The 21,998-nt window shown below is 73.1% G+C and carries 22 protein-coding genes and 1 pseudogene; 11 read left to right on the top strand and 12 right to left on the bottom strand.

Annotated elements, in window-relative coordinates; genetic code table 11:
* A partial coding sequence (locus ABD437_RS08645; protein ID WP_344648230.1) for a cytochrome c oxidase assembly protein occupies positions 1 to 1,586 on the top strand: 1,586 nt, incomplete at its 5' end.
* 156 nt (positions 1,587 to 1,742) lie between these two features.
* The gene (locus ABD437_RS08640) at positions 1,743 to 2,567 is read left to right on the top strand and encodes an alpha/beta fold hydrolase (protein ID WP_344648229.1); all 825 of its coding nucleotides are present in this window, start codon (positions 1,743 to 1,745) and stop codon (positions 2,565 to 2,567) included.
* A gap of 182 nt (positions 2,568 to 2,749) precedes the next feature.
* Here the strand turns inward: ABD437_RS08640 and ABD437_RS08635 are convergent, their stop codons facing one another.
* The gene (locus tag ABD437_RS08635; protein WP_344648228.1) at positions 2,750 to 3,490 is read right to left on the bottom strand and encodes an SDR family oxidoreductase; all 741 of its coding nucleotides are present in this window, start codon (positions 3,488 to 3,490) and stop codon (positions 2,750 to 2,752) included.
* Between ABD437_RS08635 and ABD437_RS08630 the strand changes: the two genes are divergently transcribed.
* The 3 genes from ABD437_RS08630 (at position 3,491) to ABD437_RS08620 (ending at position 6,943) form a co-directional block, all read left to right on the top strand.
* Positions 3,491 to 4,768 carry a bile acid:sodium symporter family protein gene (locus tag ABD437_RS08630; RefSeq protein WP_344648227.1) on the top strand — a complete coding sequence of 426 codons (1,278 nt, stop codon included), beginning with the start codon at positions 3,491 to 3,493 and terminating at the stop codon, positions 4,766 to 4,768.
* 5 nt (positions 4,769 to 4,773) lie between these two features.
* Entirely contained in the window at positions 4,774 to 5,514 is a 741-nt protein-coding gene (locus ABD437_RS08625; RefSeq protein ID WP_344648226.1) for a TIM barrel protein, read from the top strand.
* A gap of 313 nt (positions 5,515 to 5,827) precedes the next feature.
* A complete protein-coding gene (locus ABD437_RS08620; RefSeq protein WP_344648225.1) occupies positions 5,828 to 6,943 on the top strand; it encodes an LCP family protein in 1,116 nt (371 codons plus the stop codon).
* Here ABD437_RS08620 and ABD437_RS08615 read toward each other — a convergent pair.
* Positions 6,933 to 7,493, bottom strand: coding sequence for a TetR/AcrR family transcriptional regulator (locus ABD437_RS08615; RefSeq protein WP_344648224.1), 561 nt, complete (start codon positions 7,491 to 7,493; stop codon positions 6,933 to 6,935). The genes ABD437_RS08620 and ABD437_RS08615 overlap by 11 nt on opposite strands.
* A gap of 76 nt (positions 7,494 to 7,569) precedes the next feature.
* On the opposite strand from ABD437_RS08615, the gene ABD437_RS08610 reads away from it, so the two are divergent.
* Positions 7,570 to 8,421, top strand: coding sequence for an aldo/keto reductase (locus ABD437_RS08610; RefSeq protein WP_344648223.1), 852 nt, complete (start codon positions 7,570 to 7,572; stop codon positions 8,419 to 8,421).
* Positions 8,422 to 8,495: 74 nt separating this feature from the next.
* On the opposite strand, the gene ABD437_RS08605 is transcribed toward ABD437_RS08610, so the two are convergent.
* The 3 genes from ABD437_RS08605 to ABD437_RS08595 all read right to left on the bottom strand — a co-directional run bounded on the left by ABD437_RS08605 (position 8,496) and on the right by ABD437_RS08595 (position 10,139).
* Complete coding sequence (locus tag ABD437_RS08605; RefSeq protein ID WP_344648222.1) at positions 8,496 to 9,383, bottom strand: DMT family transporter; 888 nt, start codon at positions 9,381 to 9,383, stop codon at positions 8,496 to 8,498.
* A 76-nt stretch (positions 9,384 to 9,459) separates the two neighbouring features.
* Complete coding sequence (locus tag ABD437_RS08600; RefSeq protein WP_344648221.1) at positions 9,460 to 9,900, bottom strand: hypothetical protein; 441 nt, start codon at positions 9,898 to 9,900, stop codon at positions 9,460 to 9,462.
* A complete protein-coding gene (locus ABD437_RS08595) occupies positions 9,897 to 10,139 on the bottom strand; it encodes a hypothetical protein (RefSeq protein ID WP_344648220.1) in 243 nt (80 codons plus the stop codon). Before ABD437_RS08595 ends, ABD437_RS08600 begins: the two co-directional genes overlap by 4 nt.
* A 57-nt stretch (positions 10,140 to 10,196) precedes the next feature.
* Here ABD437_RS08595 and add point away from each other — a divergent pair, with 57 nt between their 5' ends.
* On the top strand, positions 10,197 to 11,165 hold the full coding sequence (gene add / locus ABD437_RS08590) for an adenosine deaminase (protein ID WP_344648219.1): 969 nt from the start codon (positions 10,197 to 10,199) through the stop codon (positions 11,163 to 11,165).
* Here add and ABD437_RS08585 read toward each other — a convergent pair.
* From ABD437_RS08585 to ABD437_RS08570, 4 genes are all read right to left on the bottom strand, one after another.
* Positions 11,162 to 12,493, bottom strand: a complete 1,332-nt coding sequence (locus ABD437_RS08585; protein ID WP_344648218.1) for a phosphotransferase family protein — start codon at positions 12,491 to 12,493, stop codon at positions 11,162 to 11,164. The genes add and ABD437_RS08585 overlap by 4 nt on opposite strands.
* Complete coding sequence (locus ABD437_RS08580; RefSeq protein WP_344648552.1) at positions 12,486 to 13,685, bottom strand: acyl-CoA dehydrogenase family protein; 1,200 nt, start codon at positions 13,683 to 13,685, stop codon at positions 12,486 to 12,488. The genes ABD437_RS08585 and ABD437_RS08580 overlap by 8 nt, the downstream gene beginning before the upstream one ends.
* Before the next feature lie 101 nt (positions 13,686 to 13,786).
* Positions 13,787 to 14,497, bottom strand: coding sequence for a VOC family protein (locus ABD437_RS08575; RefSeq protein ID WP_344648217.1), 711 nt, complete (start codon positions 14,495 to 14,497; stop codon positions 13,787 to 13,789).
* A 30-nt stretch (positions 14,498 to 14,527) separates the two neighbouring features.
* Positions 14,528 to 15,610, bottom strand: a complete 1,083-nt coding sequence (locus ABD437_RS08570; RefSeq protein WP_344648216.1) for a site-specific integrase — start codon at positions 15,608 to 15,610, stop codon at positions 14,528 to 14,530.
* A 177-nt stretch (positions 15,611 to 15,787) separates the two neighbouring features.
* Between ABD437_RS08570 and ABD437_RS08565 the strand changes: the two are divergent.
* The 3 genes and pseudogenes from ABD437_RS08565 (at position 15,788) to ABD437_RS08555 (ending at position 17,681) form a co-directional block, all read left to right on the top strand.
* A pseudogene (locus ABD437_RS08565) lies at positions 15,788 to 16,286 on the top strand (MerR family transcriptional regulator).
* A complete protein-coding gene (locus ABD437_RS08560) occupies positions 16,283 to 16,897 on the top strand; it encodes a hypothetical protein (RefSeq protein ID WP_344648215.1) in 615 nt (204 codons plus the stop codon). Before ABD437_RS08565 ends, ABD437_RS08560 begins: the two are co-directional and overlap by 4 nt.
* 121 nt (positions 16,898 to 17,018) lie before the next feature.
* Positions 17,019 to 17,681 (top strand): DUF4360 domain-containing protein, encoded by a 663-nt coding sequence (locus ABD437_RS08555; protein ID WP_425558123.1) that lies wholly within the window; start codon positions 17,019 to 17,021, stop codon positions 17,679 to 17,681.
* Between the two features lie 47 nt (positions 17,682 to 17,728).
* Here ABD437_RS08555 and ABD437_RS08550 read toward each other — a convergent pair whose 3' ends face one another.
* Entirely contained in the window at positions 17,729 to 18,397 is a 669-nt protein-coding gene (locus ABD437_RS08550; RefSeq protein ID WP_344648214.1) for a FadR/GntR family transcriptional regulator, read from the bottom strand.
* Between the two features lie 91 nt (positions 18,398 to 18,488).
* Here ABD437_RS08550 and ABD437_RS08545 point away from each other — a divergent pair, with 91 nt between their 5' ends.
* Positions 18,489 to 19,658: a CynX/NimT family MFS transporter gene (locus tag ABD437_RS08545; RefSeq protein ID WP_344648550.1), complete on the top strand. Its 1,170-nt coding sequence runs from the start codon at positions 18,489 to 18,491 to the stop codon at positions 19,656 to 19,658.
* Between the two features lie 59 nt (positions 19,659 to 19,717).
* Here the strand turns inward: ABD437_RS08545 and ABD437_RS08540 are convergent, their stop codons facing one another.
* Together ABD437_RS08540 and ABD437_RS08535 are read right to left on the bottom strand one after the other, a co-directional pair.
* The gene (locus ABD437_RS08540) at positions 19,718 to 20,467 is read right to left on the bottom strand and encodes a response regulator (protein ID WP_344648213.1); all 750 of its coding nucleotides are present in this window, start codon (positions 20,465 to 20,467) and stop codon (positions 19,718 to 19,720) included.
* Positions 20,464 to 21,861, bottom strand: a complete 1,398-nt coding sequence (locus tag ABD437_RS08535; RefSeq protein WP_344648212.1) for a sensor histidine kinase — start codon at positions 21,859 to 21,861, stop codon at positions 20,464 to 20,466. The genes ABD437_RS08540 and ABD437_RS08535 overlap by 4 nt, the downstream gene beginning before the upstream one ends.
* Positions 21,862 to 21,998: the final 137 nt, after the last annotated feature.

Genomic DNA, 21,998 nt, shown 5'->3' with positions numbered 1-21,998 from the left:
TGAACGCCGCCGGCGGCTCCGGTGGCGCGGCGGACGCCGATCGGTCCGCCACGGCCGTCGACGGTTCCGGTGGCCCGGCGGACGGCGATCGGCCCGTGAACGCCGCCGGCGGCTCCGGTGGCGCGGCGAGCGCCGACCCGACCAGCACCGCGGGTGGTGTCACCGTGGAGCCGGTGACCGAGGGGCGGACTGGGAGCGGTGCGGTGCCGCCGGGGGCGGTGGTGGTGGCGGCGCGGCGGTTCGGGATGGTCTCGCTCGTCGGCGTGGTGCTCGGGGTCGGGGCGATCGTGTTGTCGGCGATGGTCGTGCTCGGCCCGTCCGACACCGGGCTCGACAGTGCCTACGGGCACCTGGTCGCGCTGTCGCTGGGCGCGTTCGGGGTCGCCGGGGCGATCGGACGCTGGCGTTCCACCCAGACCGTCCCGGCGCTCGGCCGGGGATTACCGGGGCCGTTCGTGCGGTTCGCCTCGCTCGAGCTGACCGTGCTCGGCGCGCTCGTCGGGTTGTCGGCCGCGATCGCCCGTACCCCGTCGCCGCTGGAGTCGGGGGAGGGCATCCACCACGAGTCGCCGGGCGTGCAGATGCTCGGGTTCGACCTTCCGCCGTCGGTGTCGTTCGCGCAGCTCGCGTCGGACTGGCGTCCGGACGTGCTGTTCCTGCTGGGGTGCGCCGTGCTGGCCGGTGCCTACGGCTGGCTGGTGGTGCGGTGCCGCCGCGCCGGGGTGTCCTGGGCCACCGGCCGCGCGGTGTCGTGGTTCGCCGGGGTGGGCGTGATCGTGGTGGCCACCAGCAGCGGTGTCGGCCGGTACGCGCCGATGTTCTTCAGCGTCACGATCATCCAGCACGTGCTGCTCGCCGTGGTCGCGCCCCTGCTGCTCGCCCGGGGCGCCCCGATCACGCTCGCCCTACGCGCCCTGCCCCGCGCCGGCTCCGCCGAGGGGCCCCGCGCCGGCTCCGCCGAGGTCACTCTGCCCCGGGTCGGCCGCCCCGAGTCCGCGGATCTCGCGCGGGGGCGCGCCGGTGACGTCGACGGGCCGCGGGAGTGGCTGGTGGCGGCGCTGCGGTCGCGGGCGGTGCGGATCGTCACCGCGCCGGGAACCGTCGTGGGGCTGTGGGTGCTGGGCCTGGCCGGGATCTACTTCACCGGGATCTTCGAGGCCACCCGCTGGTCGTACGCGATCGACCTGGCCGTCCAGGGCTACCTGCTCGGCGTCGGTTCGGTGCTGTTCTGGTGGTTGACCGGGCCCGACCCGCGTCCGGGTGGGCGCCGCGCCGACGCCACCCGGGCCGGGATGGCGACCGTGGCCGCGCTGGCCGCGGTGGTCGCCGGGGTGTTGCTCGCGACGGTCGTCGGGGTCGTGGCGGCCGACTGGTGGATCGGTCTGCTGCGGGTGCTGCCACTGCCGTGGCCGTGGGGGAGCCGCACCGCCGCCGGTGACCAGGCCGTCGGGGGTGCCGTGCTGGGCGGGGTCTGCGCGGTGGTGCTCCTCGCGATCGCCGCCGACCGGCTCTCCGCCGCATCCGTCGCCCGCCGGAAAGCCCCCGCTGCCGGGAAGCGCGCCCGCCGGAAGACCCCTCCGTCGTAGGCGGAACCCGCCCCCACCGACAAACCCGCATCGACCCCCGCCGGAAGCGCGCCCGCCGGAAGCGCGCCCGCCGGAAGCGCGCCCGCCGACAAGCGCCCCCGTCGGACGAACCGCGCCCTCGAATAACCGGTCGACAACCCCGGGACAGTAGGAGGCATGACCGACCTGGGGCTCGCGCCCGCTGACCTCATCGTGCCCGCCGAGACCCCGCTCGGCGTCCGTGACCACGGCCGTCACCCCCGTCTGGACGAGGGCGGCTGGAGCGGCGACCTGCTGCTCGTCCCCGGCGCCCGCGGCACGGCCGACGAGTGGGACGCGGCCGCCGCGCTGCTGCGTGGCCTCGGGTACCGGCCGGTCGTCGTCGAGCCGCGCGGGCACGGCCGTTCGGGCGCCGGCGAGTGGACCTGGCCGGCGGTACTGGCCGACCTCGAGACCGTGGCCGGTGCGCTCGGGCTCGAACGGCCCGCGGTCGTCGGCCGGGGCCTCGGCGGGGTGATCGCCGCGCTCTGGGCGGCCGCGCACCCGGAGTGCCCGCTCGCCGTCAGCATCGACGGCTACGGCAACCCGGTCCGCCCCGAGCAGCTCGCGTCGCTGCCCGACGCCGACCGCGCGGCCGGGATCGCGCAGTTCTCCGCGTTCCTCGCCGCCTCGCTGCACGACGTGCCGGAGACGTTGAGCCAGGCCCTGCGCGCCGTCGAGGGCCTCGACGTGCTCGCGCTGTACCGGGGGGTGCGGGCGCCGACGGCGGTGCTGCTCAGCGAGGAGTCCGACCTCGCCGACCTGCTCCCGACCGAGCTGGGCCTGGTCTGGCTGGCCTACCTCGACTGGGTGGGCCGGGCGCTCACCGCGCAGCCGCGGATCGAGGTCGTGCGGATCCCCGGCAGCAACGACGCCTACCTGAGCAACCCCGAGCAGCTGGCCGGCACGCTCGCCGGGCTGCTGCCGGCCCCGGCGTCCGCGGACGGCCGGTCCGCGCCCTAGCCAGCGGCGCCGCCCCGGCGCCGTTGCCGGGGCGCGCGCTGGTGAGACCGGCGCCGTTGCCGGCCTCGGGGAGAGACGCTAATCCAGCCCCGTGCGCCAAGGGAACAACAACGACGAGACCGATCACGACCGACCGGAAACAGACATCGGTCCAACAGCATCCGACGTCGGCCGACCCACGATCAGCCGCGCCCCAGCAGGGGCATCGCGGTGGCCATCACGGTCATGAACGGCACGTTGACGCTCAGTGGCAACCCGGCCAGGAACACGATCGTGTCGGCGATGTGCCGGACGTCGAACGCGGCTTCGCCCTTGCGTGAGCCGTCCGGTTGCAGGGCCCCGACCTGCAGGCCCTGGGTCATCGCGGTGGCGGCGTTGCCCACGTCGAGCTGGCCGACGGCGATGTCGAGATCGCGGCCCTCGAGCGCGAGCGACCGGGTCAGGCCGGTGACCGCGTGTTTGCTGACGGTGTACGGCGTGGCCTGCGGCCGGGGCACCTGGGCCGAGACCGACCCGAGGTTGAGGATCCGCCCGCCGCGCGGCTCCTGCGCGGCCATCACGCGGAACGCGGCCCGGGCGGTTCGGAAGCTGCCGGTGACGTTGATCGCCAGCGACGCCTCCCAGCCCTCGTCGGACGTCTCGGCGACCGGCTGCTGCGCGCTGAAGATCCCGGCGCTGTTGACGAGCAGGTCGAGCCGCTCGAGGCCGTCGAACAACGCGTCGACGGCGCCGCGGTCGGTGACGTCCAGGACGTGCGCGGCCCCCGACCCGGCCAGCGCGACCGACTCTGCCAGAGTGGACGCCGTGCGCCCGGCGAAGACCACGTGGTAGCCCGCCGCGGCCAGCGCGATCCCCGCGGCCCGGCCGATCCCGCTGCCACCCCCGGTGACCACGGCGACACCGGTGAACGAAGTGTCCGGCACGTGCCACCTCCGGTCCACGCCGGCCCGGTGCCCGCGCGTCGACGCCCATCGTCGCACCTGCGCCGGGCGGCGCTCGCGGTCGCCGTCACGTCGGCGGTGGTGTGCCTGACCGGCCTGGTGACCGGGCGGGTCGACGTGTGGCCGGCGGCGCTCGTCGTCACCGGGTTCGGCGTGGCCGCCGGGCTCGGCGCCCTGCCGCGCGCGGCCGGCTACCAGTACCCGGCCTGGCTCACCGCCGGGGTGATCGCGGCGCTGGTGTACCCGGGGGCGTTCGACCGCTGGGGCGGCGTCCGGCTCGCCGACCGCACCGTGCTGACGACGGTCGTCCAGCTGGTCATGTTCGGCCTGGCCACCCGGGCGGGCCGGCGCGAGTTCACCGGTGTCCTCCGCCGCCCGAGGGGCCTGCCGGTGGGGCTGGCCGGCCACTACCTGGTCATGCCGCTCGGCGCGTTCGCGCTGGTGTCGGTCACCGACCTGCCCCCGGAGATCGGGCTCGGGGTGATCCTCTACGGCTGCGTGTCCAGCGGCCTGGCCTCCACCGTGATGAGCATGCTGGCCCGCGCCGACCTGGGGCTCGCGGTCACCATCACCGCACTGTCCACGCTGGTGGCGCCGCTGGCCACACCCCTGCTCGTGCGGCTGCTCGGCGGCCGGATCGTCGACGTCGACGTCGTCGCGATGGCGTTCGACGTCGTGTCGCTCACGCTGGTGCCGGTGACCGCGGCCCTGCTGGCCGAGTACCTCCGGACCGCGCCGCTCCGGGTGCGGTTACCGGCGCCCGGCGTCGCGGTGCTCATTCTCCTGGTCGCCGCGTGGTCCACCGCGCTGGTCCGGCTCGCCGCCGCGATCCTGGTCGCCGTGCTCTACGCCGCCGCCGTCCGCCGCCGCCCGGCGCTCGCGCGCGCCATGCCGTACGTGTCGATGGCCGGGATCCTGTTCTACACGACGGTCACCACGGCGGCCGGGCGCGACGCCCTGCTCGACGTCGGCGTCACGCTGGTGGTCGTCGGGCTGGTCCACAACCTCACCGGCTACGTCGCCGGGTACTGGGGTGCCCGCGCGCTCGGGCTCGACCGGGCGGCCGCACGCACCACGACGTTCGAGGTGGGCATGCAGAACGGCGGCATGGCCACCGGGCTGGCCGCGTCGCTGGGGCTGCTGGGCACCGCGGGGCTGGCCGCGGCGGTGTTCAGCCCGCTCGGCAACCTCACCGGGTCGATGCTGGCCAACTACTGGTCGCGCCGCCCGGTCGACGACGCCCCGGCTCTGCGACGCTGAGCGGCGTGCTCACCGCGACCGTCGTCAACTGTTCGATCCGGTACCCGGACCGGCCGTGGTGGGACGCCCCGGCCGCGGCGGCCCGGGACGGCTACCCGGCGGTGGAGTTCTGGTGGCCGTTCGCCGGCCCGGTCGCGTCCGACGCCGACGTGCGCCGCCTCGGCGACGCGCTGCACGACGCCGGGGTGCGCCTGGTCGCGATCAACACGTTCGCCGGTGACCTCGCCGCGGGGGAGCGGGGCATCCTGTCGCACCCGCACCGGGTGAGCGAGGTCCGCGAGAACGCCGGGAGCGTCGCCCGCATCGACCGGGAACTCGGCAGCCGCCTGCACAACGTGCTCTACGGCGAGCGTCTCGACGGTGTCCCGGCGGCCGCGCAGGACGACACCGCCGCGGCGAACCTCGCGTACCTGCGCGACACGATCCCGACCCCGCTGCTCGAGCCGCTCTCCGGCACCCGCCCCGACTACCCGGTGCGCACCGCCGACCAGGCCGCGGCCGTCGCCGACCGGGTCGGCGGCGGCGTGGGGCTGCTCGCCGACCTGTACCACCTCACCGCCAACGGCCTGGACGTGACGCACACCCTGCGCACGCACGTCGGCCGCATCGCACACGTGCAGGTCGCCGACTGGCCCGGCCGGCACCGCCCCGGTACCGGCCGGATCCCGATCGCCGACCACCTGGCGCTCCTCGAGGAACTGGGCTATCAGGGTCTGGTCGCCGATGAATACGCTCCGCTGGAATAACAAGCCCATACACCGCGACACCAACCCCACCCACCCCAAAAGATCCGCATCAGGGGTGTCCGGCACGATTGAATAGGCGACCGCGCGGCAACCGTTGGGGTGGCGCGCGCTCCGTACCGTGTGCCTATCCGGGTGAAAGAGGTTTGCTGATGCGTCTGCGGCACGTCCGGGCGGCCCGCACGCGGAAGGCAGGGCGCTGACCGAGCTCGGCTCACCGGAGCGCGTCGGCAGCGCCGACGAGGACGCCCCGGGGCGAGCCGTCCGAGCCGGTGGGGTCCCGCCGCGCGTCCCCGGTCCGCCCCGGCGCACGGGCATGTGGCGCGGCGCGCCCCGCTGGATGTGGCTGGCGGTCGCGATCGGCGCGCTGCTGACGATCTTCAGCGCCGGTGTGCTGGTCGGGCTGCCGGCGGCGGTGGACCACTACACCGGCAACATCACCCGGGACGGCGGTCTGGGTGACGCCGCCGACCAGGGCCACTCGATCGACGGCCCGCTGAACCTGCTGCTGATCGGCACCGACGAGCGCCCCGACGCCCCGGACAACATCCGGGCCGACTCGATCATCGTCGTGCACGTGAACGCCGACCACACGAAGGCCTACCTGGCGTCGATCCCGCGCGACAGCCTCGTCGACATCCCGGAGTTCCCCGACACCGAGTACCCGGGTGGGAAGGACAAGATCAACGCGGCGTTCCAGTTCGGGTTCCGGTCCGGTGGCGGTAAGTCCAAGGGCATGGAGCTGCTGGCCAACACGGTCAGCGACCTGGCCGGCGGCATGAAGTTCGACGGCGCGGCGATCATCAACTTCGAGGGCCTGCGCGGGGTGGTCCGGGCGCTCGGCGGGGTGCGGATGTGCGTCGACGAGAAGGTGACCTCGATCCACGTCGGCTGGAACAAGAAGACCGGTGAGGTCGGGGTCCCCTACTACATCAACGACGACGGCACCCCGGCCGGCCTGCGTGAGAACATGCAGCCGCAGGTGTACTGGCCCGGCTGCCACGAGTTCAAGGACTGGCAGGCGCTGGACTACGCCCGGCAGCGTGACCTGCTGGCCAACAACGACGGTGACTACGGCCGGCAGCGCCACCAGCAGCAGCTGATCAAGGCGATCATGCAGAAGGCGACGTCGGGCGGCGTGATCACCAGCCCGACGAAGATCAACAAGGTGCTGGGTTCGCTCGGTGACGCGTTGACGTTCTACAACAACGACGTGTCGATCACCGACTGGGTGTTCACGCTCAAGGGCATCAAGCCCGACAAGCTGACGATGATCAAGACCAACGGCGGCAAGTTCAACGCCGAGGTGGTCGACGGGATCTGGTACGAGCGGCTCAGCGACACGAGCATGGACCTGCTTCGGGCGATGAACACCGACCGGATGGACGAGTTCGTGGCCGCGAACCCCACCTGGGTGACCCCTACGACCTGACCCGGACCGCGTCCAGCACGAGCGCGACGAGCCGCTCGGTGCGTGCCGGGTCGTCGGCGCCGGTGACGAAGGCCCCGAGGGCGAGCACGACGACGTCCTCGGGGTCGACGTCGGTGCGCAGGGTGCCGTTCTCGCCGCCGCGGGCCAGGAGGGCGGCGACGGCCGCGGTGATGCGCTGCCGGGTGACCGGCTGGGTGATGCGTCCGGCGGCCAGCGCGGCTCGCAGGGTCTCGGCGAGGCCGCGTTTGGTCGCGACGAACGCGGCGTAGCGCTGGAGCCAGGCACGCAGGGCCTCGTCCGGGGGCAGGTCGCGCAGCAGCGTCGTGGCGCTGTCGGCGACCTCGTCGAGCTCGGCCGCGTAGACGGACTCCACCAGGTCGTCGCGGGTGGGGAAGTGCCGGTAGAGCGTGCCGATGCCGACGCCGGCGGCGCGCGCGATGTGCTCGAGCGCGACCGGTCCGTCGGCGCCGGCGAACGCGGTCCGTGCGGCGTCGAGGATCGTGTCGCGGTTGCGCCGGGCGTCGGTGCGGGGTTTTCGCGGTGTGGTCAAAGCGGAGGGTCCTCCGGTACGTTCGGAGTAGCGGAGGCTCCTCCGCTTCTGCTCATCCTACGGACCGGAGCAATCCATGACCGCCCCCCGCACCCCCCACGCCGGCGGAACGGGCCGCCTCGGCGACCTCACCGTCTCGCGCATCGGCTACGGCGCGATGCAACTCGAACGCCTCCGCGCCGACCGCGACGCCGCGATCGGCCTGCTCCGGCGCGCCCGCGAGCTCGGCGCCACCCACGTCGACACCGCCCAGTTCTACGGCGACGGGTTCGTCAACGAACTCATCCGCGACGCCTACGGCCCCGACGACGGCGTCGTGGTCGTCACCAAGGTCGGCGCCGACCCCGCCCCCGGGAGCACACCCCCTCTGCGGCCCGCCCAGAAGCCCCACGAGCTGCGCGCGAGCGTCCACGACAACCTGCGCAGCCTCGGCACCGACCGGATCCCGGTGGTCAACCTCCGGCGCCTCAACGACCGCGGCCCCGGCATCCGGGCCGACGCCGACCAGCGCGTCGACGTCGACGATCAGCTCGCCGCGCTGATCGCGCTGCGCGACGAAGGCACGATCGGCGCGATCGGGCTCAGCGGCGCCTCCCTCGGCACCGTGCGGCGTGCCCTCCCCGCCGGCATCGTCTGCGTCCAGAACCTCTACAGCCTCGTCGACCGCGACGACGAGGACATCCTCCGCCGCTGCGCCGACGAAGGCGTCGCCTGGATGCCGTACTTCCCCCTCGGCGGTGCCTTCCCCGGCCGGCCCAAGGTCACCGACGACCCCGACGTGCGTGAACAGGCCGCGAAGCACGACTGCACCCCGTCGCAGTACGGCCTGGCGTGGCTGCTGCACCACGCCCCGAACATCCTGCTCATCCCCGGCACCGCCTCACGCACCCACCTGGAAGAGAACCTCACCCTCCCCACTCTGCAATAACAAGCCCCTACGCCCGAACACACGCTCCGACACGCGAAAAGCAACCGACGGCGGGACTGACTGTCTTTTCGGTGTCAGCGTCGCCGGGACAGGCCCACCCCGAGGAGGCACACGGCGCCGCCGATCAACGCGAGGCCCGCGGGTGTCTCGTCGAGCGCGATCCAGCCGCCCAGGACGGTGAGCGGTGGGACGACGTAGGTGGTGATGCCGAGGCGCCCGGCGTCGGTGCGCGCGAGTGCGTAGGCCCAGGTGCCGAACGCGAGCGCGGTGGGCACGAGCCCGAGGTAGACCAGGCCGAGGGTGGCTCCGGCGGGTGCGTCGGTGAGCTGGCGGGCGAAGGCGGGCGCCCAGGGCAGGCAGGTGAGGGTGCCGATGGTGCAGGCGAGCCAGGTGACCTGGAGTGCGGAGAGGCGCCGGAGGGTGGGTTTCTGGGCGAGGACGCCGATGGCGTAGGTGACGGCGGCGACGAGCAGGAGCGCTACCCCGATGGCGTCGTGGTGGCTGTCGCGGGCGGACGGTACGCCGATGAGGACGACGCCGGTGAAGGCGATGGTGGCGCCGATGACGAGCCAGCGTGGGAAGCCTTCGTGGAGGAGGACGCCGGCGAAGAGGGCGATGAGCACGGGGCCGAGGTTGACGAGCATGGCGGCGGTGCCGGCGTCGACGTGGCGTTCGGCTTCGTTGAGGGCGAGGTTGTAGAGGCCGAACCAGGTGATGCCGCAGAGGGTGATGAGTTGCCATTCGCGGCGGGTGGGTGGGGTCCAGCGGCGGGTGGCGGCGAGGGTGGCGCCGAGTGCGAGGGTGCCGACGGCGAGGCGGCCGAAGGCGAGTGGTCCGGCGGTGTAGTGCTGGCCGACCCAGCGGACGCCGATGAAGGCGGAGGCCCAGGCGAGGACGGTGAAGGTGATGGCGGCGAGGGTGCGCAGCCGCTGGGTGTTGCGGGTTTTGTGGGCGGTGGTCACGCCGGTTGACGGTAGGTGGTGGGTGGGGTGGCGGCTGGCGGGTTTCGGTCGGGTGGCTGGGGGCTGGGGAAAGTTGTCAGACCTGGAGTAGTGGCCAGTCGGTGCCGAGGAGTTTGCGGAGGGGTGCGGGTTCGCCGGTGACGACGCCGGCGGAGTGGCGGAGTGCGAGTTGGGCGGTGTGGAGGGTGGCGAGGGTGGGGCGGTGTCCGCCGCTGCCGGAGAGGGTGGGGGCGCTGTCGCGGCCGAGGAGGCGGGCGGCGTCGCCGTCGAAGGGTTCGACGAGGAGGGCGGCGGCGAGTGCGCCTCCGGTGAGGAGGTCGAGGACGTCGGCTTCGCCGTGGTCTAAGCCGCAGTAGGCCTCGGCGAGGACGAGTGGGCTGACGGCGATGGCTTGGCCGCGTTCGAGGATGGAGGCGACGAGGGAGGGTGCGAGGAGGTCTTTGCTGGTGGCGTAGGCGGTCAGCGGGTGGTGGTCGAAGATGAGTCCGACCTGGCTGAGGGTTCGGGCTCCGGTCACGCGCGGGTGGTGTTCTTCCAGGCGGCGACGTGGTCGAGGAAGCGTTCGGCGCGTTCGCGGTCGGGTGCCTGGGGGCTGCCGGTGCGGGCGAAGACTTCGTCGAGTTGGCGGAGTTGTTCTTCGCGGCGGGCGGCGTGGCGGATGGCGTCGGTGACGTAGCCGGAGACGCGGCGGGCGCCGACGCCTTCGAGGTGGGCGGCGACGTCGTCGGGGACGCTGATGGTGATCCGCTTGGTCACACTTGGAGGGTAGCGGTGTCATACTCCGCGCGTCGAGCGCGGTGGGAGGTCTGGTTCGTGCGTGATCTGCGGTTGTTGCCGAAGGCGCATGTGCACGTTCATCTGGAGTCGGCGATTCGGCCGGGGACGTTGGCGTCGTTGGCGGCGGCGCGTGGGGTGGTGGTGCCGGCGGTGTCGCGGTTCGAGGGGTTCGGGGCGTTCGCGGCGTATGGGGAGCTGGTGCGGTCGTGTCTGCGTGCGCCGGAGGATTTCGCGCGGGTGGCGGAGGAGTTCTGCGCGGATGAGGCGGCGCAGGGTGTGGGGTATGTGGAGGTGACGTTCACGGCGGCGGCGCACGGGGAGCGTGTGGGTGATCCGGTGATGCCGTTGGAGGCGGTGTTGGCGGGGTTGCGTGCGGGGGCGGCGGCGCACGGGATCGTGGTGGGGGTGGTGCTGGATCATTCGCGGCGGCGGTCGGTGTCGCGGATGGAGGCGACGTTGGGGTTGGCGTTGTCGTATCCGGAGGTGGTGGCGGTGGGGGTGGCGGGTGAGGAGTCGTTTCCGCTGGCGCCGTTCGCGGGGGTGTGTGATGCGGCGCGGGATGCGGGGGTGCGGTTGGTGCATCACGCCGGGGAGTCGTGTGGGGCGGCGTCGGTGTGGGAGGCGTTGACGGTGGGGCATGCGGTGCGGTTGGGGCATGGGATCCGGGTGTTGGAGGATCGGTCGTTGGTGGCGGCGGTGCGGGATGCGGGGGTGGCGTTGGAGGTGTGTCCGTCGTCGAATGTGGCGTTGGGGTTGGTGGGGTCGTGGGCGGAGCATCCGTTGCCGCGGTTGGTGTCGGCGGGGTTGGCGGTGACGCTGAACACGGATGTGCCGTCGGCGATCGGGGCGACGTTGAGTGGTGAGTACGCGCGGGTGCGTGAGGTGCTCGGGGCGTCGGATGGGGAGTTGGCGGGGTTGGCGTTGGCGGGGGTGGAGGCGTCGTTCGCGCCGGTGGTGGTGAAGGAGCGTCTGCGTGCGGGGATCGCGGGGTGGTTGGCGGGTTAGTCGGCGGGTTGGCCGAGGTAGCGGGGGTTGGCGACGAGGAGTTTGTCGCGGAGGGTGTCGGCGATGGCGGTGATGATCGCGGGGTCGGGGTGGGTGGTGCGGGCGGCGGCGGCGAGTGCGGTGTCGTCGGGTAGGCCGAGTGTGCGTAGCCGGGTGTGGTGGCGGTCGGTGAGCGTGGGGCCGAGGAGGATTTCGCGGCGGGCGATTTTGAGGGCGTTGGCGGCGAGGCGGGTGGTGTAGGTGTCGCCGAAGTTCCCTGCGGTGAGGGTGTCGCCGAGGGCGGTGAGCAGGTGGGTGGCGTCGGGGGCGTCGTGCGGTGGGGTGGTGTGGGTGCGGGGTGGCAGGTCGCGGAGGACGTCGTCGGCGGGGTGTGGGGTGGTGTGGCCGAGGGCGAGCAGGAGGTCGTATTCGGCTTCGCAGACGCGGCGGCCGATGACGGCGTGTTCGAGGGTGTCGCGGGTGCCGCGGAGGTAGGCGAGGGTCTGGGCGCGGCAGAGCAGGGCCCAGCGGAGGGTGCCGTACACCTCCCACCAGTGGAGTTGGTCGGGGGTGGGGGCCCAGCCGGCGACGCGGTGGTAGCCGGCGAGGAGTTGGTCGCGGGTGCCGTAGCCGCCGACGGGTGGGGCGGTGCCGAAGCGCCAGGCTTTGACGCAGAGCCAGCCGAGGTCTTCGGTGGGGTCGCCGTGGTGAACGAGTTCCCAGTCGAGGACGGCGCGGAGTCCTTCGGGGCCGATGAGGACGTTGCCGTTGCGCAGGTCGCCGTGGACGACGGTGGGGTGGCGTGGTGGGGGTCGGTGGCGGGTGAGCCAGGCGAGGCCGAGTTCGACGGCGGGGCGGGGGGTGGGGTCGGCGTCGGCGATGTCGCGGAGCTGGGTGAGGGGGTCGGGGTGGGGAAGGTCGGGGATGTGGTCGGGGTTGATGGTGTGGATGCGGGCGGCGAGTGCGCCGAGGGTGTCGGCGAGGGTGGTGCGGACGGCGGCGTAGGTGTCGTCGCGCAGGAGGCGTTGTGGGAGTGTTTCGCCGTGGACGTGGCCCATGAGCAGGTAGGGGTGGCCGGCGAGGGTGGGTCCGTCGTCGACGACGGTGGGGACGGGGACGCCGGCGGTGGCGGCGGCGCGGAGGGCGGCGGTTTCGCGGGCGAGTCCGTCGGGTTGGCCGATCAGGTCGCGGCGTAGTACGAGGTCGCGGGTGGTGTCGCGGTGGTGGACGGTGACGCGGAGGGTTTCGCGGCTGGCGCCGCCGGTGAGTGGTTGTGGTTCGGAGACGGTGACGCGGTGCCCCCAGAGGTGGGAGAGTCGCGCCCGCAGGGCCTCGTGGACGTCAGTCATCGCCGCGGAGCCAGGGGGCGCGGTTGCCGTCGGCGAGGAGGCGGCGGGCGACGGTCATGCGGTGTACTTCGTCGGGGCCGTCGTAGATGCGTGCGTAGCGTGCTTCGCGGTACATCTCGTCGAGGGGGGTGTCGCTGGTGACGCCGAGGGCGCCGTGGACCTGGATGGCGCGGTCGATGACGTCGTGGAGGACGCGGGCGACCCAGAATTTGGCGATGGCGATCTGGTCGCGGGCGCGTCCGTCGTGGTCGTAGGCGTCGGCGGCGTCGAGGACGAGGAGCCGGGCGGCTTGGATGTCGGCGGCGGATTCGGCGATGTAGCGTTGGATTTCGCCTTTTTCGCCGAGTAGTGAGCCGTGGGCGTAGCGGGTGCGTGCGCGGTCGAGCATGAGTTCGAAGGCGCGTTGGGCCTGGCCGAGCCAGCGCATGGCGTGGAAGATGCGGCCGGGGCCGAGGCGGATCTGGGCGACGTGGAAGCCGCCGCCGCGTTCGCCGAGGAGGTGGTCGGTGGGGACGCGGACGTCGGTGAGGCGGATTTCGCAGTGGTCGCCGTGGGTGGTGCCCATGGTGGGGATGACGCGGACGATGTCGAAGCCGGGGGTGTCGGTGGGGACGACGATGGCGGAGAGGGCTTTGTGGGCGTCGGTGCCGTGGGGTTCGGTGCGGGCGAAGATGGTGGTGAACGCGGCGCTGGATGCGCCGGTGGTGAACCATTTGTGGGCGTTGATGATCCAGTGGTCGCCGTCGGGGTGGGCGGTGGCTTGGATGAGGGTGGGGTCGGAGCCGGCGACGTCGGGTTCGGTGAGTCCGACGCTGGGCATGATGTCGCCGGCGACGAGGGGTGCGAGCCAGCGGGTTTTCTGCTCGTCGGTGCCGAAGCGGTGCAGCATGATCGAGTCCTGCATGGAGACGGTGCCGAGCGCGAGTTGTCCCCAGCGGGAGCGGCCGATGTGTTCGTTGATGAGGACGAAGTCGCCGAAGGAGAGGCCGCCGCCGCCGAGTTCGGTGGGGTGGCCGAGTGCCCACAGGCCCTGGGCTTTGGCGCTGTCGGTGAGTGCGCGCAGGGGTTGGCCGCCGCGGGCGGCGTTGAGGTGGGGTTCGGCGGGGATGACTTCGTCGTTGATGAATGCTTTGACGGCGGCGCGGATGCGGTGGGGGGTGGTGCTGTGTCGTGCCTGGACGAAGGATTCCATGGCGGGCTCCTGGCTCCGGTCCGTTCGGGCCGGTTCAGGCAACCACAGCGCCCCACGTTAGTAAACCGCCGTTCACAGCGGTTCCGGGCGGGGCTCGTGGTCTAGGCCGGGCCGAGCACGCAGAACTCGTTGCCTTCCGGGTCGGCGAGTACCGTCCACGGGACGTCGCCCTGTCCGACGTCGAGCGGGGTCGCGCCGTTCCGGCGCAGCCGGGTGACCTCGGGGTTCTGCTGATCGAGGGGGCCCGGGAGCAGGTCCAGGTGCAGGCGGTTGGGGGCGTCGTGCACGTGGGAGACGCGTGTGAACTCCAGGTGCAGGTTCTCGCCGCTGGTGAGCCGGGTCCTGTCGGTGGTGTCCTCGGTGACGGGCCAGCCCAGCGCGTCGGCCCAGAATCCGGCCAGGGTCCGGGGGTCCGCGCAGTCGACGACCACCGCGGCGATCGGTCCGGCGTCACCCTGGGGTGGGCGGACGCAGAACACGTTGCCTTCCGGGTCGGCCAGCACGGTGGTGCCGGGGTGGGTGGTGGGGGCCGGGGTCGCGCCGAGGGTCTGCAGGTGGGTCACCAGTTCGGTGTGGTGGGCGGCGGAGGTGGTGGCGAGCTCGAGATGCGCCCGGTCGTGCACTGTCGAGGTGTCCGCGACGGGGATCAGGTCCAGCGCGACGACGCCGGGCACCGGCCAGGACGTGCCGGCGGGGCGGACGCTGGTGCCGTGGCCGGTGAACACCGCCCAGCCGAGCGCGTCGGCCCAGAACCGGCCCAGCGTCGCGTGGTCGTGGGCTTTGATGTTGAACTGGACCAGCCGCAGTGCCATGCCGGACACCCTAGACCGGGGTTGGGTCGCCTACAGGACGCCGGCCATCGGGTTCTGTTTCCAGCGGTCGACGTCGCGGATGTAGCGCAGCAGCACCGGGGAGCCGTCTTTCCAACGGCCGCGGCGGGAGATGGCGAGCAGGTCGTTGCCGGCGCTGTACGCGGCGGTGGCCCCGCCGGCGCGCAGCGAGTGCGCCGAGAGCGCCTCGGTGGCGACGCCGGCACGGGTGGCGGCGTCACGCAGGATGATCCCGACGGCTTTGCCGGTGAGGCGGCCGGTGCCGGGGCGCCCGCAGTAGCCCGGCATGTGCGGGAGCCGGTCCATCTTGTCGATCGGCATCCACAGTGGGCCCTCGGCCGGGCGTACGGCGGCCAGTCGTTCGCGCCACGCGCCGAGCAGCCGCACGGGGCACGTCTGCGGGTGCGCGCCGTAGTGGACGGCGACGAGTTCCCCGATGGCGTCCTGGTCGGTTTTGGACCAGCGGATCAGCACGTCGACGCCGTCGCGGGTGTCGGTGAGGTCGCCGAGGGTGTTGAGGGCGACCAGTTCGGAGCGGCGCACCATCATGCTGAAGCCCAGGACGATCAGCGCGCGGTCGCGGGTGCCGGCGAGGGTGTCGGGGTCGCAGGCGTCGACCATGGCGCGTAGGTCGGTGACGCTGATCGCGGTGGCCTGCCGGTCGCGGATGCCGCGGTCGGTGCGGTCGCGGCGGTGGTCCTTGATGACCCGCCGGGCGCCGAACAGGTCCGGGGTGTCGGCGTAGCCGTTCTCGCGGTGTTCGGTGCGGATCGCCGAGAGGGCCCGTTCGATGGTGCGTGGCGCGGCGCTGCCTTTGCGGGTGCCGTCCTGCTGGAGGGCTCCGCCGAGCGCGAGGTAGGTGGCGTACTCGGCGGCGGTCTCGGCGGTGGCGGGTAGGGGGTTGCGGCCGACGAGCGCGCACCAGCGGCGGAACGCGGCCCGGTCGGCGGTGTAGGCGCGGATGGTGTTCGGGGGGGTGGCGTTGGCGATCCGGCGGGCGGTCTCGGGGGAGATCGTGTGGTCGACGTCGGTGAGCCGGACGAGGTCGCCGGTTCCGTTGTCGACGACCGCGATTTCGTTAGGGGCCGCGTCCACGCATCGCTCCCAGGTGTTTTTCGGCGTTTCGGCAAGGTGCCAATAATTGCAGTCTATCGGAACCTTCGACGCAATCGATAGTCAGAGGATATCGCGTTCTGTTTCGGTATTACGTTTTGACGGTTGCGACGTATTGACGGTTGACCTTGTCGTGGCGTCAAGGTTTTTACTGGGGACATGCGCATCGGAGAACTCGCCGGCGTCGCCGGGGTCACCACCCGCGCGGTGCGGCACTACCACCGGATCGGGCTGCTGCCCGAGCCCGCCCGCCAACCCAACGGCTACCGCGAGTACTCCCTGCGCGACGCCGTCGAGCTGTGCCGGGTGCGGCGCCTGACCGAGCTCGGGCTCAGCCTCGACGAGGTCCGCGACGTCCTCGCCGACGACACCGCTCGTCGAGCGGGTGTACGCGGTGTACGCCCAGCTCGACGCGCTGGCCGGGGCCGCGGTCGACGACCCGCGGGTCGAGGCGACCGCGGCGGCGATGGCCGCGGTCGTACCGGCGGAGATGCTGGCCGGGGTGGTGCTGCCCGGCGAGGACGAGCTGACCGGGCGGGACGGGTTCACCGCGGCGATGTTCGCCGAGTTCGCCCCGGCCCAGGTCGCCGCGGTGCGCGGCGCGATCTCCCGCCTGCGTGCCGTCGCCGGCGGGGCCGAGGAGGGGAGGCTGCGATGAGGGTGGTGCTGCGGTTGGTCCGGCACGAGGCGGTGCTGCTCAGCGACGTCGTCCGGTGGGTGAGCCGACGCGGGCCGCGCACCGTGGGGCCCGGCGACCTGGTGGTGCCCTACGCCGGGGCGCAGGCGGCGCTGCTGTACGGGCTGGCGTTCGCCGCGGTCGTCGAGACGTTCGTGCTGGCGCTGATCGTGCCGTGGCCGATCGTCCACGCGATCGTGCTGGTCCTGGATCTGTGGGGCATCTACTTCGTGCTCGGGGTGCAGTTCTCGTGCACGGTGCGGCCGCACGTGGTGGCCGCGGACGGGTCGCTGCGGGTGCGCTACGGCGCGTTCCTCGAGGTGGTCGTGCCCGCGGCGGTCATCGGGGCGGTGCGGGTGGAGCGCCGGTACTCACGCGCGAGGATCGGCCGGGTCGACGCCGAGGGGGTCACCGAGCTCCCGGCCGGCGGCGAAACGACGGTCACGGTGACGCTCACCGCGCCGGTGCCGTTCACCCGCCCGCTCGGGCGCCGTGGGCACGCCCGCACGCTGCGGTTCTACGCCCCCGACCCGGCCGCGGTGGTGGCCGCGCTGCGTGCGCACACCCCCGTGGGTGAGCGGCCGTCGCGGTAGTGATCGGTCGTTCGGGCGGGATTCGAGGGGCTGTTGAGTCAGACCCGCCCGGCGCGGCCGGGTCCGACGATCGTCGAATGCTCAAATCCGCTTTGTCCGTTTAGTGGCGATAGGAGTGAGCATGACGAGCAACACCGCACGTACCCGTTTCCGGCGGGGCTTCACCGCGCTGACCCTGGTGCTGGCCGCCCTGGCCCTGGGCGCGCCGGCCCGCGCGGCGATGCCGCTGACGCCCCCGCCCGACCACGTGGTGGTCGACCTGGTGACCGTCAACGGCTCCGGGTGCCCCGAGGGCACCGCGGCGGTGTCGCTGTCGCAGGACGCCACCGCGTTCACCGTCACCTACAGCGCCTACCTGGCCCGGGTCGGCCCCGGCGCCCACGCGACCGAGTTCCGCCGCAACTGCCAGCTCGGCCTGCGGGTGCACGTGCCGCAGGGCTTCACCTACGCGGTGGCCAAGGCCGACTACCGCGGCTACGCGTCGCTGGCGCGCGGCGCGCGCGCCGTCGAGCAGGCCAGCTACTACTTCCAGGGCGCGACGCCCACCGCGCGGATGCGCCACGACTTCACCGGCCCGTACGACGGCGACTGGCAGAAGACCGACTCGGTCGGGGTCGCCGCCCTCGCGTGGGCGCGCTGCGGAGCGTTCCGGGACCTGAACATCAACACCGAGCTGCGGGTGGCCCGCGGCACCTCCCGCGCCACCGCGACGAGCCTGATCAGCATGGACTCCACCGACACCAGCTTCTCCACGCTCTACCACCTGGCCTGGAAGCGCTGCTGACCCTCGGGGTCTGCCGGCAGCGTCCGCCGTCACGGGCGCTGCCGGGGTCAGAACGTGAAGCACATGCTGTCGGTGTGCGACGCGGCTTCGGCGGCCGCGGCGCTCGCGTCGCCGGCGCGGATGGCGTCCAGCAGCCGCCCGTGGTCCATGTACTCCTCGGGACGCAGCCGCGGGCTGAAGTGCTGACGCAGCGAATCGCGGATGACCGCGCCGAGGTCGGCGTAGAGCTCACCGAGCACCTCGTTGTGGGCGGCGGCCACCACGGCCAGGTGGAACGCGGAGTCGGCGGTGACGAACGCGTCGCGCTCACCCGCGGCCCACGCCCGTTCCCGCTCGGCCAGGAGCGCGTCGAGTTTGGCCAGGTCGTCGGTGGTGCGGCGGGTGGCGGCGAGGCCGGCGGCGGTGGCTTCGAGCGCACCGCGCAACTCGGTGACGTCCCGCTGGGGGGCGTGGGCGAACCGCCGGCGCATCACCCCGGCCAGTTCGCTGGTCGCCACCACGTACGTGCCGGAGCCCTGCCGGATGTCCAGCAGCCCGTTGTGGGCTAGCGCGCGGACGGCTTCGCGGACGGTGTTGCGGGCGACGCCGAGCTGCGTGACCAGTTCCGGTTCGGTGGGGATGCGCGAGCCCACCGGCCAGGCCCCGGAGGTGATCTGCGCGCGGAGGGCGGCGATCACCTGGTCGGAGAGCGCAGTGGGCCGAGACACAGGCGCCATATTCATCCCATGATTCTATGATGGGATTGTGTCATCCACCGTTCTGACGCGTAACACCCCGAAGTCAGGGCCGGCCACCCCGTGGCTGGCGATGACCGCTCTCGTCCTCGTCGCGCTCAACCTGCGCCCGGCCGTCACCAGTCTCGGGCCCGTACTCGAGGAGGTCCGGGCCGACCTCGGGATGAGCGCCGGCCTCGCCGGGCTGCTCACCTCCGTGCCCGCCCTGTGTTTCGCCGTGGTCGGCGTGACCGCCCCCGCGCTGGCCCGCCGCTTCGGGCCCGACGCGGTGATCCTCGCCGGCATCACCGCGCTCACCGCCGGGCTCGCGATCCGGCCGCTGATCGCCGGCGTCCCGGAGTTCCTCGCGCTCTCGGCGGTGGCGCTGGCCGGGATCGCGCTGGTCAACGTGCTGCTGCCGGTCGTGGTCAAGCAGCGGTTCGGTACCCGCGTCGGAGCGATGACCGGGGTCTACTCCACCGCGCTGAACGTCGGCGCCACCACCGCGGCCGCGGTGACGGTGCCGGTCGCGTCGGTCTTCGGCGACAGCTGGCGGTTCGGTCTCGGGGTCTGGGCCGTCGTCGCCGCCCTCGCGCTGCTGCCCTGGGTGTTCCTCGTCCGCCGACCCGCCGCACCCGTCCCCACCCCCACCCCCGACGCCGAGGCCGACGCCCCGGCCGAGCGCGGGCCCGCGGTGAAGCGGATGAGTGCCAGCACCACCGCCTGGGCTCTCGCCACCTACTTCGGGCTGCAGGCCACCGCGGCGTACGTGATCATGGGCTGGCTCCCGCAGATGTTCCGCGACGCCGGGCTCTCCGCCCAGACCGCCGGCCTGCTGTTCGCCGTCACGTCCCTGCTCGGTGTGCCGCTCTCCTACGGGCTCGGCGCGCTCGCCGGGCGGCTACGCAGCCAGAGCGTCCTGGCGGTCGTGCTCGCGGTGTTCGGCCTGGCCGGGTACATCGGGCTGTTCCTCGCCCCGGCCGGCGCGCCGTGGCTGTGGGCGGTGCTGCTGGGCCTGGCCAACTGCGCGTTCCCGCTCGCGCTGACGATGATCGGGCTGCGCGGCGGCGACGCCGGCTCGGTGGTGCGGCTCTCCGCGTTCGCCCAGAGCGCCGGCTACCTGCTGTCGATCCCCGGCCCGGTCGTCGTCGGTGTCCTCTACGACCACACCGGCGGCTGGCGCACCCCGCTGGTGTTCCTCGCCGTCCTGATGAGCGCCCAACTGGTCGCCGGCCACGTCGCCGGCCGCGACCGACCCCTCTGACCTGCGAAAACGCCCTCAGGTCGCCGTAGCGGCCGGAAAACCGGGCGGTGGTGGTGCGGTTATGCCTCACCGGGGGCCACGAGACCCGTTTCGTAGGCCACCACCACCGCCTGCACCCGGTCACGCAGGTGCAGCTTGCCGAGGATGCGGGCCACGTGCGTTTTCACCGTCGCCTCGGACAGGTGCAGCGCCGCGGCGAGCTCGGCGTTGCTCATCCCCCGGGCCAGCATCCGCAGCACCTCCCGCTCGCGCGGCGTCAGGCTCGCCAGGTCCCGGTGGACGGTCGCGGTCTGCTCGTCGCGGCGCGCGAACCGTTCCACCAGCCGCCGGGTGATCTGCGGCGCGAGCAACGCGTCCCCCGAGCGCACCAGCCGCACCGCCGCGGTCAGCTGCTCCGGGGTGACGTCCTTGAGCAGGAACCCGCTCGCGCCCGCCGACAACGCCGCGTACACGTACTGGTCGAGGTCGAACGTCGTCAGCATCAGCACCCGCGGCCCGACCGGCGCCACCGGAGCCGCCGGGTCCACCGGAGCCGCCGACGGACCGGCAGGCCCGGCCGGTCGGGAGGGGCCGGAGGGGGGCCCGGGGTCGGCGAGGATCCGGCGGGTTGCCTCCAGGCCGTCCAGCTCCGGCATCCGGATGTCCATCAGCACCACGTCGGGGCGGGTGCGGCGCACCGCGTCGACGGCCTCGACGCCGTTGGTGGCCTCGGCGACCACGTCGATGCCGTCGGCGGAGAGGATCAGCCGGAACCCCGTACGCACCAACGCCTGATCGTCGGCCACCACCACCCGCACCGGACCGCTCACCGCGCCTCCACCGCGCCGGTGACCTCACCCGGGGACGCCGCCGCCGCGGTGGTCACCGGGGGCATCGCCACCGCGGTGGTCAGCGGAATGATCGCCTCCACCCGGTAGCCCCCGCGCAGACGCGGACCCGCGGACAGCGTCCCGGAGTACAACGCGAGCCGTTCACGCAGGCCGATCAACCCTCTCCCGCTCCCGGGACCGGCCGTCGCCGCCTGCCGCCCGCCGCTGTCGGTGACCTCGATCCACAGCCGATCCGCGCCGTAGTCCACGCGGACGATAGCCGACGCACCCCCGGCGTGTTTCACCGTGTTCGTCAACGCCTCCTGCACGACCCGGTACCCGGCCAGGTCCACCCCGTCGGGCAACGGCCGGCCCCGGTCGCCGGTGACGACCAGCTCCACCGGCAGCCCGGTGTCACCGACCCGCCCGACCAGGGCCTCCAGTTGATCCATGCCCGGCTGCGGCGCCAGCTCCGGCGCCTCACCGTCCATCGTCAACAACCCCATGACGTGCCGTAACTCGGTCATCGCGGCGCGGCCGCTGGCCTCGACCGACAGCAGCGCCTCGCGGGCGTCACCGGGGGAGACCTCCAGGATCTTGCGGGCCGCGCCGGCCTGGATCACCATCACGCTCACGTTGTGGGTGACCACGTCGTGCAACTCACGCGCGATGCGGGCCCGTTCCTGCTCGGCGGCGCGACGCACCTGCCGTTCGAGCTCGGCGGCGCGTTCGCGTTCGACGTCGGCGCGGGCCCGCCAGCTGCGCAACCCGTACGCGGCGACACCGAGCGGCACCAGGATGACGAACGGCACGGCCTGCTCCGGGACCGCTTGGATCGTCTCGCCGAACGCCGGGTGGGCCGCGCCCTGCTGCAGCTCACCGAAGAGCAGCGCCGCGGCCGGCAGGCTCGCCAGCGCGGGCAGCCGGTACGGGCTGTACACCGCGGCGCTGTACGCGGCGACGACCCCGACGTAGAACGAGAGCCGCAGCGTCTGCGGATCGTCGTCGCCGAGGAACGCGGCGGTGGACAGCACCACCCACAGCACCGACAGCGGGTACCGGCGCCGGAAGATCAGCGGCGCCGCGATGAACACCAGCAGCAGCGCACCGGCCGCCCACTCCAGGCCCGACTGGTGGTCGACGACCTCCGGGCCCGGCGGGACGGGCACCATCGGCTGCGCGACCTCACCCGGGAGACCGGGCTGCTCGGGAGGGACGAACCGGACGTCGTCGGCGTGGTCGTACGTGATGACCGCGATCAACGCCAGCGCCGCGGCCAGACCGGCGTCGAACAACCAGTTGCGGACGGTCAGCGTCGCGCTCGGCCCGGACCGGCGCAGGACCAGGCCCGGCAGCGCACCCGCGGCCGCGGCCACCTTCCGGCGAACGTTCACCGGCCCATTCTCCGCTGCCGGCGCCCTCCCGGACGTCCGTCCACAGGATCAACCGCGCGCCGCCCCGGACTACCTCCCGAGGATGACCCCGCGCCGCGTGCTCCTTCCGGACGACCGGAAAGCCCCAGCGCGGGCGA

Origin of the sequence: Cryptosporangium japonicum, from assembly GCF_039524755.1 — a bacterium.
Taxonomy (GTDB): Bacteria; Actinomycetota; Actinomycetes; order Mycobacteriales; family Cryptosporangiaceae; genus Cryptosporangium; species Cryptosporangium japonicum.
This window is presented reverse-complemented; position numbering and strand designations above follow the sequence as displayed.

Excerpts from the sequence above, each read along its gene's own strand:
- ABD437_RS08640 (WP_344648229.1), top strand. The coding sequence starts at position 1,743 with ATGACCGACCTGGGGCTCGCGCCCGCTGACCTCATCGTGCCCGCCGAG.
- ABD437_RS08620 (WP_344648225.1), top strand. The coding sequence starts at position 5,828 with ATGTGGCGCGGCGCGCCCCGCTGGATGTGGCTGGCGGTCGCGATCGGC.
- ABD437_RS08610 (WP_344648223.1), top strand. The coding sequence starts at position 7,570 with ATGACCGCCCCCCGCACCCCCCACGCCGGCGGAACGGGCCGCCTCGGC.
- ABD437_RS08585 (WP_344648218.1), bottom strand. The coding sequence starts at position 12,493 with ATGACTGACGTCCACGAGGCCCTGCGGGCGCGACTCTCCCACCTCTGG.
- ABD437_RS08580 (WP_344648552.1), bottom strand. The coding sequence starts at position 13,685 with ATGGAATCCTTCGTCCAGGCACGACACAGCACCACCCCCCACCGCATC.
- ABD437_RS08575 (WP_344648217.1), bottom strand. The coding sequence starts at position 14,497 with ATGGCACTGCGGCTGGTCCAGTTCAACATCAAAGCCCACGACCACGCG.
- ABD437_RS08560 (WP_344648215.1), top strand. The coding sequence starts at position 16,283 with ATGAGGGTGGTGCTGCGGTTGGTCCGGCACGAGGCGGTGCTGCTCAGC.
- ABD437_RS08555 (WP_425558123.1), top strand. The coding sequence starts at position 17,019 with ATGACGAGCAACACCGCACGTACCCGTTTCCGGCGGGGCTTCACCGCG.
- ABD437_RS08550 (WP_344648214.1), bottom strand. The coding sequence starts at position 18,397 with ATGGCGCCTGTGTCTCGGCCCACTGCGCTCTCCGACCAGGTGATCGCC.
- ABD437_RS08545 (WP_344648550.1), top strand. The coding sequence starts at position 18,489 with ATGACCGCTCTCGTCCTCGTCGCGCTCAACCTGCGCCCGGCCGTCACC.